At 55.7% G+C, this 16,177-nt stretch carries 14 protein-coding genes; 4 read left to right on the forward strand and 10 right to left on the reverse strand.

The annotated features are described in order from the left end of the window. Positions 1–244: 244 nt before the first annotated feature. Positions 245–1,456, reverse strand: a complete 1,212-nt coding sequence (locus tag MARLIPOL_RS13485; RefSeq protein ID WP_012138756.1) for an acyl-CoA dehydrogenase family protein — start codon at positions 1,454–1,456, stop codon at positions 245–247. 119 nt (positions 1,457–1,575) lie between these two features. On the opposite strand from MARLIPOL_RS13485, the gene MARLIPOL_RS13490 reads away from it, so the two are divergent. Next, positions 1,576–2,469, forward strand: coding sequence for a LysR family transcriptional regulator (locus MARLIPOL_RS13490; RefSeq protein ID WP_012138757.1), 894 nt, complete (start codon positions 1,576–1,578; stop codon positions 2,467–2,469). Between the two features lie 9 nt (positions 2,470–2,478). Here the strand turns inward: MARLIPOL_RS13490 and MARLIPOL_RS13495 are convergent, their stop codons facing one another. Both MARLIPOL_RS13495 and MARLIPOL_RS13500 read right to left on the reverse strand, forming a co-directional pair. Beyond that, positions 2,479–2,835, reverse strand: coding sequence for a hypothetical protein (locus MARLIPOL_RS13495; RefSeq protein WP_012138758.1), 357 nt, complete (start codon positions 2,833–2,835; stop codon positions 2,479–2,481). A 20-nt stretch (positions 2,836–2,855) separates the two neighbouring features. Further along, positions 2,856–3,620, reverse strand: coding sequence for an EAL domain-containing protein (locus tag MARLIPOL_RS13500; protein ID WP_012138759.1), 765 nt, complete (start codon positions 3,618–3,620; stop codon positions 2,856–2,858). A 184-nt stretch (positions 3,621–3,804) separates the two neighbouring features. Between MARLIPOL_RS13500 and MARLIPOL_RS13505 the strand changes: the two genes are divergently transcribed. Together MARLIPOL_RS13505 and MARLIPOL_RS13510 are read left to right on the forward strand one after the other, a co-directional pair. After that, positions 3,805–4,962 carry an isocitrate/isopropylmalate dehydrogenase family protein gene (locus tag MARLIPOL_RS13505; protein WP_012138760.1) on the forward strand — a complete coding sequence of 386 codons (1,158 nt, stop codon included), beginning with the start codon at positions 3,805–3,807 and terminating at the stop codon, positions 4,960–4,962. Between the two features lie 77 nt (positions 4,963–5,039). Beyond that, the gene (locus tag MARLIPOL_RS13510; protein ID WP_012138762.1) at positions 5,040–6,299 is read left to right on the forward strand and encodes an aspartate aminotransferase family protein; all 1,260 of its coding nucleotides are present in this window, start codon (positions 5,040–5,042) and stop codon (positions 6,297–6,299) included. 58 nt (positions 6,300–6,357) lie between these two features. On the opposite strand, the gene MARLIPOL_RS13515 is transcribed toward MARLIPOL_RS13510, so the two are convergent. From MARLIPOL_RS13515 to MARLIPOL_RS13525, 3 genes are all read right to left on the reverse strand, one after another. After that, positions 6,358–6,927, reverse strand: coding sequence for a DUF1439 domain-containing protein (locus MARLIPOL_RS13515; RefSeq protein ID WP_012138763.1), 570 nt, complete (start codon positions 6,925–6,927; stop codon positions 6,358–6,360). Positions 6,928–7,015: 88 nt separating this feature from the next. Continuing rightward, the gene (locus MARLIPOL_RS13520) at positions 7,016–7,207 is read right to left on the reverse strand and encodes a CPXCG motif-containing cysteine-rich protein (RefSeq protein WP_012138765.1); all 192 of its coding nucleotides are present in this window, start codon (positions 7,205–7,207) and stop codon (positions 7,016–7,018) included. A gap of 7 nt (positions 7,208–7,214) precedes the next feature. Further along, positions 7,215–8,441 (reverse strand): pyridoxal phosphate-dependent aminotransferase, encoded by a 1,227-nt coding sequence (locus MARLIPOL_RS13525; protein WP_012138766.1) that lies wholly within the window; start codon positions 8,439–8,441, stop codon positions 7,215–7,217. A 259-nt stretch (positions 8,442–8,700) separates the two neighbouring features. Here MARLIPOL_RS13525 and MARLIPOL_RS13530 point away from each other — a divergent pair, with 259 nt between their 5' ends. Beyond that, a complete protein-coding gene (locus tag MARLIPOL_RS13530) occupies positions 8,701–9,684 on the forward strand; it encodes a D-2-hydroxyacid dehydrogenase (RefSeq protein WP_012138767.1) in 984 nt (327 codons plus the stop codon). Positions 9,685–9,960: 276 nt separating this feature from the next. Here MARLIPOL_RS13530 and MARLIPOL_RS13535 read toward each other — a convergent pair whose 3' ends face one another. The 4 genes from MARLIPOL_RS13535 to MARLIPOL_RS13550 form a co-directional block, all read right to left on the reverse strand. After that, positions 9,961–11,001 (reverse strand): fatty acid desaturase family protein, encoded by a 1,041-nt coding sequence (locus MARLIPOL_RS13535; protein ID WP_228677622.1) that lies wholly within the window; start codon positions 10,999–11,001, stop codon positions 9,961–9,963. A 419-nt stretch (positions 11,002–11,420) separates the two neighbouring features. After that, a complete protein-coding gene (locus MARLIPOL_RS13540) occupies positions 11,421–12,086 on the reverse strand; it encodes a response regulator transcription factor (protein WP_012138770.1) in 666 nt (221 codons plus the stop codon). Between the two features lie 44 nt (positions 12,087–12,130). Further along, entirely contained in the window at positions 12,131–14,077 is a 1,947-nt protein-coding gene (acs, locus tag MARLIPOL_RS13545; protein WP_012138771.1) for an acetate--CoA ligase, read from the reverse strand. A 324-nt stretch (positions 14,078–14,401) separates the two neighbouring features. Next, a complete protein-coding gene (locus MARLIPOL_RS13550) occupies positions 14,402–15,937 on the reverse strand; it encodes a fatty acyl-CoA reductase (RefSeq protein WP_012138772.1) in 1,536 nt (511 codons plus the stop codon). Between the last annotated feature and the right edge of the window lie 240 nt (positions 15,938–16,177).

Genomic DNA, 16,177 nt, shown 5'->3' on the forward strand with positions numbered 1-16,177 from the left:
ACATCTCAGATAGCTGATCCAGCCCGTTTAAGACACCCCATAAACTACCGTTATCAGGGCTTGCACCACCTACACAAAAAGCACCCCAGAAGGCGACTCCCAAAGTTTGAAGGAGCCGGCGGGGTGGTGTTTCTGAAAATTTGCGGAGCCATGGATGGCGGAGCAGAAGCGCCACATGGATGTGCCGAAGGAGCGGTTTTCAGAAACACCACCCCGCCGGCTCCCGCCACCAAAACCAGAGGTCTCAGTTTTTGTACTTCTGCAGTTCCAGCCTAGCCACCATAGCCCGATGAACCTCGTCCGGCCCATCGGCCAACCGCAATACTCGAGCATAGGCGAACAACTGCGTCAGTGGGAAATCATCGTCGCTGACGCCAGCCCCACCGTGAATCTGAATCGCCTGATCCACAATGGTCTGCAGCATGGACGGAATCACCGCCTTGATCATGGAAACTTCCTGAAGCGCCCCGGCGATACCCTTGGTATCCAGCGCCCAGGCACACTTGAGAGTCAGCAAACGAGCCTGCTCAATCGACATGCGGGCATTGGCGATAATGTCCGGATTGCCACCCAGTTTCGCGATCGGTCGGCCAAAAGCTTCACGACTTGTTGCACGCTTGATCAACAACTCCAGAGTGCGCTCAGCGGCACCGATAGCGCGCATACAGTGATGAACACGGCCCGGTCCCAGACGGCCCTGGGCAATTTCAAAACCACGGCCGGGGCCGGCAATAAAGGCGCTTTTCGGCAAACGGACATTCTCGAAAGCGACGACACCATGGCCGTAGGGCTCGTCGTATTCACCAAACACCGGCAGCATGCGTTCAATCTTCACGCCCGGGGTATCCAGCGGCACCAGAACCATCGAGTGGCGACGGTGCTTGGGTGCATCCGGGTCGGTCAGCCCCATAAAGATGGCTACCTTGCAATCCGGGTGACCAATGCCGGTGCTCCACCATTTGCGACCATTGAGAACCACGTCATCACCTTCAACAATGGCGGTGGCTTCCATGTTGGTGGCATCGGACGAGGCAACCGCCGGCTCGGTCATACAGAAAGCGGAACGGATTTCGCCGCTTTGCAACCGTGGCAGCCACTCGGCTTTCTGCTCCTCAGAGCCGTAATGGATCAGCACTTCCATATTGCCGGTGTCCGGCGCGTTGCAGTTGAAGATCTCCGGAGCAATGAAGCTACGGCCGGTTTCTTCGGCAATCAGGGCGTAATCGGAATTGAGCAGGCCACAACCGTGTTTTTCGTCCGGGAAGAACATGTTCCAAAGGCCCTGAGCTTTGGCCTTCTCCTTCAGCTCCTTGATGATGGGCAGCACCACCCAGCGGTTGTCCAGCGACGCCAGCTCCCGGTGGTACTGTTCTTCAATCGGAAATATCTCGTCCTTCATGAATTGCTTCACGCGGTTGAGGTAATCCTGCCCCTTTTCGGAAATACTGAAATCCATCGTCGTCCCCTCATTGGTTGAGCACTATCCCACCAGTCTATGATCCAATACACTATTACGCGACTGAATTATTCTTATCATTTATCATTAGTCATACTTATTCATGGATCGGTAAAATTATGGCCCTGAATCGGCTGGATCTGAATCTTCTGCACGTTTTCGACACCATCTATCGGGAAGGTAGCCTCACCCGCGCGGCCAAGGCACTGCACCTGACACAACCGGCGGTCAGTCATTCTCTGTCCCGGTTGCGGGAGCATTTTGACGATCCATTGTTCACCCGTCAGGGCAACCAGATGATTCCCACACCGCTCGCCCGCCGGTTCCTGGAATCCATGCGGCCGGGGCTGACGCAGATTCAGGGGGCGGTGAACCAGTTCCACGCCTTTGATCCCGCCACCCAGCGCAAGACCTACTCCCTGGCCTTGCGGGATATTCTGGAATCGACCTTCCTGCCACAGCTCATGCAGCGGCTCGATCAGTATCCGGAGCTGGAAATCGTCAGCCAGCGGATTCCCCGGCGGGATATGGAGACCCAACTGGCAGCCGGGAAGCTGGATTTTGCGGTGGACGTGCTGTTGCCAGTGAGCAATCAGACCGCCCACGAGCTGTTACGGCGGGACCGATTAGTGGTGCTGGCGAGAGCTGGGCACCCGTTAGCTGAAGGTGAGCTGACGATGGACAGGTACATTGCCGCCCAGCACGTGCTGGTGTCCTCACGCACTGAGGGACCGGGGATTGAGGATTTCGAACTGTCGCGTCTGGGCGTGCAACGGCATATACGCCTGCGTTGCCAGCATTACTACGCAGCCTGCCGGGTCGTCGAAGGGACCGACCTGTTACTGACCATGCCGGAAACCTACGCGCGGATCATCGCTGAGCGCGCAAACATAAGCATTCTGACACCGCCAGCAGACCTGCCCAGCCTGGATGTACACCTATACTGGCACAAAGCCTATGAACGGGAGCCCGCGTTGATCTGGTTCCGCGAACAACTCCGACATATTGCATGAGAGTACCGGTCAGTAAGCACCGACCAGAGCAAGGAAGCCGAGGAACCCGGCCGCAGTGATACCCATGGACAAGACCACGATGCCAAATCCCCACCAGATAGCCGCACCATCGGAAACGGGCACATCATGCCCCCGCAAGGTGCGGTAGAACGCCCAGGGGCCCAGAATAAACGCACCCACCACGGCGAACACCAGCCCGACACTGATGCCGGCGAACGTCCAGGTAGCCAGCACCGTTGCCCGGTCGGACACCTGATCCTGAACACCGTGACGTAACAAGAACTTTTTACAGAAAAACAAGATCAGTGCGAACAGGACGATGACAAAGACCAGTCCACCAACAATCGTAACAATGCGATACAGCAAGATGTAACCTCAATGACCAGTTAGCCAGGAAAATAAGGCTCAGGAAGGGCCTCGAATGTGGGTCGGGCGAAAAGGTAGCCCTGATACAGATCAATACCCTGCGACCGCAACCAGGCATATTCGTCTTCAGTTTCAACGCCTTCAGCCACAATCCTGCCGCCCAGTTTTTGCATCATGGTAATAATACCTGCCACCACGGCCTGCTTGTTGGGTGTCTGGTGGATATTCCGTATCAGATCCATATCCAGTTTCAGAAGATCGGGAGGGCTGAGCGTCATGATGTCGTAGCGGGAATATCCGGCTCCAAAATCATCAATCGCCGTGCTGAACCCCATTCCCTTGTAGTCCTCTATGATGGAGGCAAGGTGTTCTACCGATGTCAGTTTCTCGTCCTCAATAACCTCAAAAATGATCTTCGAGGTATCAAAATCATAGGTTTTCGCAGCCGCCAACGTGGTGCGGATGCAATATTTAGCCTCATACACCGCATTCGGCATGAAATTAATGCTGAGCATGGGCTCCATATTGAGCCTGGAGGCAAGTTTGACCGCTTTCACCCGGCAGATCTGGTCAAACGTGTACCTGTTACGCTCATTTACGTTTGCCAGAACACTCATGGCCCCCTCACCGCCCATACCACGAACCAAAGCTTCGTAAGCAAAAACGGTTTTACTCTGTACGTCGACGATGGGTTGGAAGGCAAAAGAGAAGGAAAAATCCAACCCCTCGCCACACGCACATTGCTCACATTCAGACTCATCAAACAGAACGGCAGGCCGATTCACATCCTCTCCTTGACTGCCCCTAACGAGCAAATTGATTTACGAATCAATAGACTTTTCCAACTATAGCCTCGAAGCCCTCCCCGGTAAAACGCCAATCATTCAAAACTCTGGCATCCCCAATCCACGTGACTACACTGACAGCTACAGTTCTATACGATTCAATAAGCCAACAGGAGCTCGCGGAATGGCCCAGAAATCCCGAATCGCAATTACCCCTGGCGATGGCATTGGCCCTGAAGTTGTCGCCGAGGCTGTGCGTTGCCTGGAGACTCTGCGTTCCAGGCACAACCTGAACCTGGAATGGACACGGTTTCCCTGGCCGTCCCATGCCTGGCATGAGGAACATGGCGAATCCATGCCGGAAAATGCCCTGGACCAACTCAAAGCATTTGATGCCATCCTGCTCGGAGCACTGGGTGATCCCGGACCGGTAGATGATCCACAACGTTACCTGTTGCCTGACAGCATTTCCCTGGCACCATTACTGGATATGCGTAAGGGGTTTGATCAATGGGTTTGTGAACGGCCAGCACGGCTACTTCCGGGAGCGCGCCAGTATCTGGCTGATGAACGCGCCAAAGACATCGACATGCTGGTCATACGTGAAAATAGTGAAGGCGAATACGTCAGTCAGGGTGGCCGCCTGCGCAAAGGTACCCCCAACGAAGTCGCCACCCAGATGGAGGTGTTCACCCGTTACGCCACCGATCGGATCATTCGCTACGGATTTGAACAGGCCCGTCTGCGCGCGGGCGAGCGGATGAAACAGGGGCGTACCCGTCAGTTCAAAACCCTGGATGGCCGCACTTCCGAGAGCCAGGTCTGCATTGTCACCAAGCGCAATGCCCTGCGCTACTGGGGTGATATGTACTCTGAGGCCTTTGAAGAAATCAGCAAGGAATACCCGGATGTGGCCACCCACCACGAGTTGGTGGATGCCGCCTGCATGAAGTTCGTGCAGTGTCCCTGGGCGTTTGATGTGGTGGTTGCCAGCAACCTGCAAGGTGACATCCTGACGGATCTGGCTGCTGTTCTGTCAGGAGGTATGGGGGTTGCCCCTTCATGCAACCTGAACCCCACCGATGCCAAGATGCCGTCCATGTTCGAGCCCACCCACGGCAGTGCCCCGGACATTGCCGGCCAGGGTCTGGCTGATCCCACGGCCATGCTGTTTACCACCGCGCGCATGATGGAGTGGCTGGGGCGAAAAGACCCGGCACTGGCCGCTGCGGGCCAGAAGCTGTTTGACGCCGTGGCTGCAGATCTCGCGGAGAACGCCGGAGCGCAGCGTGGTACCCATGAAATCGGCACCGCGATCTGCCATCGCCTGGAGAGCAATTAATCTTTCTCATTCATTTGAAAAGCGTCTTTTTGGGACTAGGCTGCAAGAGGGACTAAATTCACTTCGGGAGGTGCACCGTGACCGACCATAAAGGCAAGTTATCACCACTGCTGAAACAGGCGACTGGCATCACCGCAGCCAAGGGCGAGGGTGCCTATATCATCGATCCGGATGGCCGGCGGTATCTGGATTTCACCTCCGGCATCGGTGTCACCAGTACCGGTCATTGCCACCCGAAGGTTGTGGAGGCTGCACAGAAACAGGTTGCCACCATGATTCATGCCCAGGCCACCACGGTGATGAATCCACGGTTGCCGGAGCTGGCGGAAAAATTGGGCGAACTCACCCCGGACCCGTTGAATGCGTTCTTTTTCTCCAACGCCGGTACCGAGGTGGCAGAGGGCGCCATCCGTCTGGTGCGACAGGCCACCGGACGTCCGAACATCATTGTATTCCATGGTGGTTTTCACGGGCGCACCATGGGCTCCCTTTCACTAACCACTTCCAGCGTCGGACTCCGTGCAGGCGTCAGCCCGATGATGGGTGGCGTTGTCGTCGCCCCCTTCCCCCACGCCCACCACTATGGCTGGAATCTTGAAGACACGACTGATTTCTGTCTACGAGAGCTTGACCGGATCTTTGTCACCTATTCTGCGCCCAGGGAAACCGCCGCGATGCTGATCGAACCAGTACAGGGTGAAGGCGGTTATGTACCCGCCAATGCCAGGTTCCTGAAAGGCCTGCGGGAGCGCTGTGACAAGCATGGCATTATGCTGGTGTTCGACGAAGTTCAGGCCGGATTTGGTCGCAGCGGCCAGTTCTGGGCCCACCAGCACTTTGGTGTAACGCCCGATGCCATCATGATTGCCAAGGGCCTGGCCAGCGGTTTCCCGATTTCAGCCCTGGCCGCGTCGGAAGACACCATGGCCAAGGGCTGGCCGGGTTCCCAGGGTGGCACCTACGGAGGCAACGCGGTGGCAGCTGCCGCAGCCATTGCAACCATTGACGTTATCCGGGAGGAAGGGCTTGTCGAAAACGCCAATAAGATGGGCAAGCATCTTTGGGACAGTCTCCAGAAATTGAAGAACGACTATCCGGACATGGCTGACGTTCGCGGGATGGGCCTGATGGTCGGTGTGGAAATGCGCCGGGACAACGCTCCGGACGGTGATCGTGCAGGCAGGATTCTCAAGGAATGCGAGAAGCGCGGCTTACTGATGCTGCGCTGCGGCCCCTACCAGGAAATCGTACGCTGGCTTCCGCCGCTGATCGTCAATGAACAACAGATTGACGAGGCGGTGAACATCTTTGAGGAAGCACTGAAAGTAAGCGCCTGACCTGCCCGTTAACAAAAAAGGGGCCGCTGATTCCGGCCCCTTTTCCGTTCTTCCCTGCTTACTCTGACATCACGAACTCAAGCCGACCAGGAGCAACCCGGACGTCCATTGGCACCATCCCGAACATACGTTGGGCAAGGTCCGTATCGTCCAGGCGATAAACCGGCATGGTTTCCAGCATTTGCGCCACTACCCGCATCACATTGTCGGTCACGGGCTTGAGATCCCCCTTGAACAGGGGGGAATCAATGCTGCTCTCAAGCAGCTGCAAGCGACGGATATAAACCGCCTTTTCCTCAGCATCATAAACAGGCGCACCCTCCACTTTCAGCGCCAGGTCCACCGGTAGCTTGGTCAACAGGGCGTTCAATGCCACCTGCCCCTTGAGGTCTATAACAGCCACATCCCGACCGTCGGGCCCCAGCGTAATGTCTGCATCATTCAGGCTGAGGCTTAGTGGCGAACCACTTCGCAGTTGTTCCCGGTCGAATTCGGTGACGGCGTCCTGAAAATGGCGTTCCAGGGTCGCTTCCGAAATCGAGTACGGTGACAGGCTGGCACAGCCACTAATCAGGCTCACCGCCAGAATACAGAGGGCCGACAGAACGGATGATCGATTAAAACCCATGGATGAATCTCCGGATATGATCATGAATACGAGGGGGTAGCCTATGCTATCGCAACTTCAAGGTAGGTTAAGATTTCGTTAGGAACAGTTACCCGTTCTCCGCCTGGGCCTCCACAGTGGGCGTCAGGTCATCGCCCACGATGACCTTCAGCAGAATCGGCTGGCAACAGACCTGGCAGTCCTCCACATACTCCTGCTCCCGCACCGATGGGTCAACGCTGATTTCCAGCGTTTCCCAGCAGTACGGACATTGAATGAGAACAGAGTCCAGGGCTGACATATCCACCTCAGAACTGTTGTTTTGCCATCCAGGGTATAATGCGATCGAAGGCTTCTTCCAGCTTCTCGCAGGTGGTCGAGAAACTGATCCTGACCGCATTGGTACAATGCTCGCCAAAAGCATCACCAGGGACAACGCAGACACCAGTTTCCTTCAGCATGCGCAGGGAAAGATCCGAGCCATCCACATGGGGCGGCAGATCCGGGAAGGCAAAGAATGCGCCGCCTGGCTTGTAGCCGGTCAGGTAGGGTGTCTGATCAATCAGCTCAACCACCTTGTCACGGCGCTCGCGATATATATCGACCATATCCTTGACGCATTGCTGATCACCGGTCAGCGCCGCGACCCCGGCAAACTGAGACGGCGTGTTGGCCACGGACGTGGTGAACATGTGATAGCGGCGAAGCGATTTGATGGCCGCCTGGCTCGAAATAACCCAACCCACTCGCAATCCTGCCATGCTGTAGGTCTTGGAAAAGCTGCTGATACACATGATGTTGTCCAGGTCCATTGAACAGTTCAGGACGCTGGCAAAGTCATCGTCGTCGAAAATCAGATGGTCGTAGACCTCATCCGCATAGACCTGAACGCCTCGATAAGCACATTCTTCCAGAATGGTTTCCACCGTGCTGCGGGGATAGACCGCTCCGGTGGGGTTGTTCGGGTTGTTGAGGATCAGGGCAAACGTACGGGCCCCCATGGCACGGATCACTTCATCCGGATCCAGCTGATGGTTATTCTCCGCCCGGGTCGGAACGAACTTGACCTCGCCACCGTTCATCCTGATCAGCGGCGCATAGAGCAGGAATGATGGGTCAGTCACTATAAACTGCCGTCCCGGCGCAGATGTGGCAGAGATAGCCAGATACATCGCCTCCGTGGCACCGCTGGTGATCAGAATATTATCCCGGGTCAATCGCCGGTTATAGCGCTTGCCGTAGTAATCACGCAGCGCCACCAGCAGTTCCGGCAAGCCTGCATCCATGGTGTAACCGGTCTGCCCCGCATTCAGGGCATCGATGTAAGCATCGATGATGTGCTTGGGCGTCGGCAAATCAGGCTGACCAATGGACAGATGAATGACATCCTTCATGGTGGCCGCCATATTCACCATACGACGAATGCCAGGAATCGGCACTGCCTGCATGGCGGGGTTCCAGCTGGCCTTGCTCTTGCGATACTTCACTTTCCGCGGCTTGGTCTGGCCAGTTTCGTTGTTGGCGGCTTCGGCCATAAGAACACCTCCTGCAAACAAGGCAAAAAAGAAGCTACTCATGCAGGTTAGTCAGTAAAGAAGGGAGCGACAAGGCATAACAACAGAAAGATTCAGGACCTGGATAAGCTGTTGTTTTTCGGCCTCTGAATACCACTGTTTCAGCATCCCGGGTTGACCGCCCGCCACCTGCGAACCAGACTGTACAAAACTGGATCGTAACGCCCTACCAAGCGCTCCAGACACCCCCAGACAGCGTTATCAGGTGAGTGGAGGACAGATGACAAAACACAGCAAACCGGTCGTAACCGTTCTGACTGCCCCGGACGAGCAGGAACCGCCCGGAATGGATGCTCTCCGGGCCAGGGCCACCGTCAGGTTTGCCTGTGACGAACCCACGCTGAGAGACACCTTGCCCGGCACCGATGTGATGATGGTCACTGACTTTCGCACGGAAGCCCTGGAAGCGGCCTGGCCATCGGCGGATAAACTTCAGTGGATACACGCCACTAGCGCCGGCGTCGATGCGCTGATGTTCCCGGCCCTGATTAATGGCGATGTCACGGTCACCAACGCCCGCGGCATTTTTGACCGCACGATTGCAGAATACGTGCTCTGCACCATTCTGATGTTCGCCAAGGACTTTCCCCGCTCCATTCGCCTGCAGATGGACCACAAGTGGCAGCATCGGGACACAGAACGCGCGCAAGGCAATCAGGTGCTGGTGGTGGGCGCCGGTTCCATCGGTCGCCAGATCGCTCGCCTGGTCAGTGCCATCGGTATGAAACCTCACGGGATTGCCCGCAGGGCCCGTCATGACGACGCTGACTTTGTCGCGGTACACAGTAACGATGACCTGTTCACGCAACTGGCTCTGGTGGATTACGTAGTCATTGCCGCGCCACTCACACCGCAAACCGAAGGCCTGTTCGACAGCAAGGCATTCAAGACCATGCGCCCCCACGCTCGGCTGATCAACATTGGCCGCGGCCCCATTGTGAAGACCGACGACCTGGTCGATGCACTGCGCAATGGCGAAATTGCCGGCGCCGGCCTGGATGTGTTTGAGGAAGAACCGCTACCGGAAGATCATCCGCTGTGGGACATGGAGAACGTCATCATGACAGCCCACATGGCCGGAGACTTCATCGGCTGGAAACGCGCCCTTACCGACCAGTTCCTGGAGAACTTTGATCGCTGGCATGGCGGTGAGGAGCTGTTCAATCTGGTGGACAAGGAGTTGGGGTACGCCGGGAGCAAGTAGTCGGGTCCGGAGCGGGCGGAAGGGGCGTATTCCAAAACACGCTGTGAATACCTCCCTGTACGCTCGGCTCCGCCCTTCAGCGCTTATTGCTCCTGCGTCGCGCTAAAGGTCCAGGGCGAGCCGTCCGTGGCTCGCCCGTGAAGTGCTTCGCACTCCACCCATGGCTACGCACGGTTTTGGAATACGCCCCTTCCGCCCGCTCCTCCGAGTATTTGTCCCAGTTCAGCCCACCAGCAAAACGTAGGTCGGATTAGCCGAAGGCGTAATCCGACAATATCATCTGGCCGCGTATTGCCTCTGCAACGGCAACAAATCAAACACCCGCTCAGGATTATTCGGATCCACCAACTCCGTCGACGATTTATAAACCCTCGGCGTGGTGTAAAGCAGCTTCAGCGCCGTGCCATGGGGCATAGCCATATACCGCTCACCGTGATTCTCCTCCAGCCACTTCCGCACACGCGGTGCCATGTTGTGCCCCATTTTCGGAAAGAAATGGTGCTCCACATGATGACTGAACCGGAAGTGCAATCGATCCAGAACCGGATGGCTGCGCAGGCTCATGGAGTTATCCAGCGGATTATTGGTGGCCGTCTGCGGACGCAGGAAGTGATTGGTAAGGATATACCCCTGCCCCAGGGCATTCGCCACCATGAACGGTACCAGCACCGTAAACAGCGCCAGAGGACCGGAAATCACCGCAAGTACAGCCCACGCCGCCGTGCAGTAAAAGGTCTGACGAATCGCCTTGCTGCGATCCATGCCCTGGAACTGCTTGCGACGCTTGGCCTGGAACCACAACACCAACTGCGCATGGAACGTGAACGAATAAGTCAGGAACAGATAGCTGTACCAGGTACCTGACCCCGGCGCCAGCTTGGTGAACTTCTTCTGCTTGGGGTCGGCTTTATAGCGACGCATGGTCCCGAAACTGTCCGGATCCGAGTCACCGGTATTGGTATTACCGTGATGCACCACGTTATGCCACTTACGCCAGAACTCCGGCGGGACAATCATCGGCCCGAACCCCAGCCAGCCAAAGAAATTCTGCCAACGCTTGCTCATGCCCAGCGCCCCGTGCAACACCTCATGGGCCAGCAGCGCCTGACAGCCAATGGTGTGACCCACCACCAGCCCAAGCCCCAGATTTGCATACCACGGCAGCCCCGCCAGCAGAATCGTCACAATCCCGCCCCAGATCATCAGCTGCAACGGCAGAAACCAGATCACCCGCCAGGTCTGCGCCTCGAAAGTATCCGCAGGCAGCTCCTTCTTCATCCTGTCCCGAAGCTCACGCTCATCGGGTTTCCCAAACACGGCATTTCCCATTGAATCGGGCTTAACAGCAGCGTTCATTCGTCACCTTCATTCTGAAAACACAATGGTCCAGCACGCCTATTTAAATTTGAGCGTACAAGTGTGAGCCGAATTTACAGAAAGAAAACCACAATGACAATGGCATTTAGATGAATATTTTGTGATCAAAAAAATATTTGCGTACACGCGTACTTTCGCAATGAGAAGCCATTACCGGGGTTGGAGGGGCTGGGCGGGTGGACCTTCCACGGGATCTCTTCGGCCAGGGAAGGCCGAAGCGAAGCGCACATGGATGTGCTCGTAGCGTGCCCGTGGAAGGTCCACCCGCCCAGCACCCCACTCCCAAAATAGAGGGCTAAAGACAAAAAAAACGGGAGCCCAAAGGCTCCCGCTTCATAACAAACCGAAAAAGCTGAACGTCAGCTACCAGACAACGACTGATCCGAAGGATCAATCTCCATCTGCTGAATCGCAATCACCGCCTGAGTCCGATTCCGAACCCCCAGCTTCCGGAACACCGCCGTAATATGCGCCTTGATGGTCGCCTCCGACACATCCAGATCATACGCAATCTGCTTGTTCAGAAGCCCCTCCGCCAACATACCCAGCACCCGGAACTGTTGCGGCGTCAGCGACGCCAGCTTCTCGGAAAAATCCGTCATATCCGAATGCATCTGCTCAATCTTGTCCGCCACACCTTTCGGCAGCCAGACATCCCCTTCCAGAACCGCCTGGATCGCCTCGGTAATAGTCGGCAGAGGCGCCGACTTCGGAATGAAGCCGGACGCCCCGTAATCGATCGAGCGACGCATCACCTGCAATTCCTCCGATCCTGACACAACCACCACTGGCAACCCGGGATATTGCCCGCGCATAAACACGAGTCCGGAGAATCCGTGGGCACCCGGCATATTAAGATCCAGCAGCACCAGATCTGCATCCGGGTGCGACTCCACCGCCGCCTGCAGCGCCTTGATGCTGTCGACCTCGACTGTTTCCGCATCAGGAACCGCCTGACTGACCGCCTGCTTCAATGCTGCACGAAACAGCGGGTGATCATCGGCGACGATAATTGTTTGTGTCATTCAACAGATTCCTCACAGGTAAACGGCCTGATAACAAGCAGGCCTTACTTGTTCGCACGACCACTGATCAGGTCATCTACCACACCCGGATCCGCCAGTGTGGAAGTATCGCCCAGCTGATCATGCTCGTTTGATGCGATTTTACGTAAAATCCGGCGCATAATCTTGCCAGAACGGGTCTTGGGCAGTCCAGGCGCCCACTGGATCACATCCGGCGACGCAATCGGACCAATTTCCTTGCGCACCCACTGGACCAGCTCCTTCTTCAGCTCGTCGGTGGGCTCCTCGCCGTGAACCAGGGTCACGTAGACATAGATGCCCTGCCCCTTGATTTCGTGAGGGTAGCCTACCACAGCTGCCTCGGCGACTTTATCGTGTGCGACCAGGGCACTCTCGACCTCGGCGGTACCCAACCGGTGACCGGATACGTTCAGGACGTCATCCACCCGACCAGTGATCCAGTAGTAGCCATCCTCGTCACGACGGGCACCGTCACCGGTAAAATACATGCCCTTGTAGGTGCTGAAGTAGGTTTGCTTGAAGCGCTCATGGTCGCCATAGATGGTGCGCATCTGACCCGGCCAGCTATCCAGAATAACCAGGTTACCCTCGGTTTCACCTTCCAGAATGTTGCCGTCGTTATCCACCAACGCTGGCTTGACACCAAAGAATGGTACGGTGGCAGAACCAGGCTTCAGATCAATGGCGCCAGGCAAAGGCGAAATCAGGATGCCGCCGGTTTCCGTCTGCCACCAGGTATCCACAATCGGGCACTGGCTGTTACCGATGACTCGATAGTACCACTCCCACGCCTCCGGGTTGATGGGCTCGCCAACGGAACCCAGCAGACGCAGGCTGTCACGGGTAGTGCCGTTCATGCAGGACTCGCCTTCGGCCATCAGGGCACGGATGGCGGTGGGCGCGGTGTACAGGATGTTGACCTTGTGCTTGTCCACCACCTGGCCCATGCGGGAAGTATCCGGATAGTTGGGCACCCCCTCAAACAGAACGGTGGTGGCGCCATTGGCAAGCGGACCGTACAGGATGTAACTATGGCCGGTGACCCAACCGAAGTCGGCGGTACACCAGTAAATATCCCCATCGTGATAATCGAACACGTATTGGTGGGTCATGGAGGTGTAAACCATATAACCACCGGTGGTGTGCAGAACGCCTTTGGGAGCGCCCGTTGAGCCCGAGGTGTACAGCATGAACAACGGATCTTCCGCGTTCATTGGCTCCGCCGGACAGTCCGCTGAAGCGCTCTTCATAAGCTCTTCATAGCTCTGATCACGGCCGTCTTTCCAGGGCACATCGCCGCCGGTGCGTTTAACCACAATCACCTTTTCGACATCAGCATTGGCTTCGTTGTTCAGAGCCGCGTCTACGTTCTTCTTCAGCGGAATCTTGCGGCCGCCACGTACACCTTCATCGGCAGTGACCACAAAGCGGGATTTACCGTTGGCGATACGGGCTCCGAGGGCTTCCGGTGAAAAACCACCGAATACAACGGAGTGGATAGCCCCAATGCGGGCACAGGCCAGCATGGCAACGCCCGTTTCAACAATCATTGGCATGTAAATGGTGACCACATCCCCTTTTTTCACACCCTGCTCTTTCAGGACATTGGCGAACTTGCAGGTTTCTTCATACAGCTCGCGATAGGTCACATGACGGGAGTCGGAGGGGTCGTCACCTTCGAAAATAATCGCCGTCTGATCGCCACGCTTTTCCAGATGACGGTCGAGGCAGTTGGCGGAGGCATTCAGTTCGCCGTCCTCGAACCATTTGATGGAAAGGTTGTCGTAATCGTAGGTGGTGTTTTTGACCCTTGAAAACGGCTTGATCCAATCGAGACGCTTGCCATGCTCTCCCCAGAACGCATCCGGGTCCTGAATGGACTGGCGATACATCTCCTCGTACTGTTCACGATTCAGCAGCGCGTGCTTGGCCACTTCCGGACTCACCGGATAAACGTGTTTTTCAGTCATTGTGCTCCCCCTATAGTTTAGAGTCTGTTGTCATTATCGGTTTTTTTAATACAGAGAGTGTCGGGCATCTTGGCCCTGAAGACGGATAGCTGTAGTTCAACATGTGTGCCACTACACAATGAATTAGACTAACGTCCTAATGTTCCTGAACTTTTCTACGAGATAGCCGCTAAACCCATATGATAACAACGAGTAATCACGTTCCATGAGAGCCCAAGTTAAAGGATAGTCCCGCCACAACGAACCGCAAGGTGTCGAGACGGGGTGCCGGGAAGGTGGGAAGGACGAAGGCGCCCGATCGTCGTCCGGGCGCCTGCTGAACCATCAAGCGGCTTGTTTGCGAGCTTTTGCACTGCGGAGACTGTACAACTTGCGTTCTTTCAGGGCGTACTGATTCAATCCCGCGAGGTGAATCTTGCGCAAATAGAGTGACCAATCGATCCGACGGGCATCCACCGGAAACAATGCCTGGTCCCGCTCTCCCATCCTGGACGCAAGAGCCTGCAATGAGTCATTGCGGAAAATATAATCCGGAGCGGTGTAGAAACCGAATATCGTTGCCAGTGACCGGCTGGTATCCAGATTCCGCAACGTTTTAAGCTCCCGGTTCTGCCCCAGCATTCGCATTACCCGGCTGGTCAGGCTCAACGGCACCCGCATGCCACCGACCACTGCGTCAAACAGCTTGCGATTCACCGCAATGAACGGCTTGCTCGGTTGGCGATAAAACAACTGGTCATAGGCCGCGTAATTGGCTTTGGATTCCGCCATCAGGTGATCAATGAACTCCCCCAGGGAAATGGGATTGCTACTACCGCTGCAACACTGGTAAATCCTGCGCTGCGGAGCCTCAGCCAATGCTTCCGCAAGGGAGAGAATGATCGCATTGGCAACCAGGTCCACCGGGATCACATCGATAATACCGCTGCGCTTGCCCGGGAACAGCGTTACTTTCTCGCGGGCATAGGCCAGGATAATGGCATCGGCCACCTTGACACCTTCAATCCAACCCGGAGCAGGTTCTTCCAGAGCACTTTCGATGATGGACGGCCTGACAATGGTCAGTGCACGCTGATCCAGGGCTTTCATCAACAATTGCTCACCCAGCCACTTGGTAAAAGTGTAGGTATCACTCCAGCCGTAGCGGTTAGCTTCCTGAATCCCCAGATCCACCAGTTTCTTTTCCAGAACTTTGCCGGAGTATCGGGAACGGACGTCGGCAATCTTGTCTTCAAGCAGCCTGACCAGTTCCTCGATCTCATAGTAACCGGCGGTACTGCGGGGAATGCTTTCGCCGGCAGGTTTGATAACCGACTCTGTCACCTGACCGGAATTCTTGCCATTCACATAGCAGGTGGATACCTGAATTACCGCCATTTTCCTGTTCCGCCGCGCCAACTCAACCACGTTGTTCAGGCACAGGGTGTTGATGGTGAGCGCCTTATCCAGTTCTTCACGGAAATTTACACTGGCAGCGGAGTTGATGAATGCATCCGCTTGATTTGCAAGTGTGGTAAAGCGCTCAGGTGTCAACCCGAACCGGGGCTTCGTCACTTCGCCGGTAATACAGTGAACCCGCTCTTCAATGAATGCTTCAAAGGCTTCGTTGTCCTCCTGACGCAGCCGTTCAAACACCGAGGAGGTCGCAATTTCGTGAAAGAACCGCTCACGAGCATTCGGGTGTCGTTTGTTGCCCCGGATCAATAAATGAATACCACCGATATCGGGAACTGCACGAATGAGCTTTTCCAGAACCACCTTGCCCAGAAAGCCAGTCGTACCCGTCACAAGGACGTGCTTGCCTCGCAACTGCTCAAGAACGGTTGAAGATAACTCTGATGTTTGAAGCTGCTGAACCATGCCGGGAACTCCTTCTCAAATAATCTGTGGCCATGAACGCGACGTTAGTGGCCGTCTGCATCTTCCGGTTACAACAAAAAAGGAAGCACTGAAATAGCCAGTGCATTTAGCGGGCCACTATCCAAAAAAGACGGGATTGATAATTGCACGACTTCGATGACACTGCGGTGACATACAGCAAATTTACGCTACAAAAAGCAACAAAGATATGACAATAAATACAGGATTCAAATTAACCGA

This window comes from Marinobacter lipolyticus SM19, assembly GCF_000397065.2.
GTDB classification, from domain to species: Bacteria; Pseudomonadota; Gammaproteobacteria; order Pseudomonadales; family Oleiphilaceae; genus Marinobacter; species Marinobacter lipolyticus.

Bases quoted from the DNA above. Each gene is read 5' to 3' on its own strand.
- MARLIPOL_RS13520 (WP_012138765.1), bottom strand. From the start codon at position 7,207: ATGTCAGCCCTGGACTCTGTTCTCATTCAATGTCCGTACTGCTGGGAA.
- acs (WP_012138771.1), bottom strand. From the start codon at position 14,077: ATGACTGAAAAACACGTTTATCCGGTGAGTCCGGAAGTGGCCAAGCAC.
- MARLIPOL_RS13490 (WP_012138757.1), top strand. From the start codon at position 1,576: ATGGCCCTGAATCGGCTGGATCTGAATCTTCTGCACGTTTTCGACACC.
- MARLIPOL_RS13505 (WP_012138760.1), top strand. From the start codon at position 3,805: ATGGCCCAGAAATCCCGAATCGCAATTACCCCTGGCGATGGCATTGGC.
- MARLIPOL_RS13515 (WP_012138763.1), bottom strand. From the start codon at position 6,927: ATGGGTTTTAATCGATCATCCGTTCTGTCGGCCCTCTGTATTCTGGCG.
- MARLIPOL_RS13530 (WP_012138767.1), top strand. From the start codon at position 8,701: ATGACAAAACACAGCAAACCGGTCGTAACCGTTCTGACTGCCCCGGAC.
- MARLIPOL_RS13550 (WP_012138772.1), bottom strand. From the start codon at position 15,937: ATGGTTCAGCAGCTTCAAACATCAGAGTTATCTTCAACCGTTCTTGAG.
- MARLIPOL_RS13540 (WP_012138770.1), bottom strand. From the start codon at position 12,086: ATGACACAAACAATTATCGTCGCCGATGATCACCCGCTGTTTCGTGCA.
- MARLIPOL_RS13525 (WP_012138766.1), bottom strand. From the start codon at position 8,441: ATGGCCGAAGCCGCCAACAACGAAACTGGCCAGACCAAGCCGCGGAAA.
- MARLIPOL_RS13485 (WP_012138756.1), bottom strand. From the start codon at position 1,456: ATGGATTTCAGTATTTCCGAAAAGGGGCAGGATTACCTCAACCGCGTG.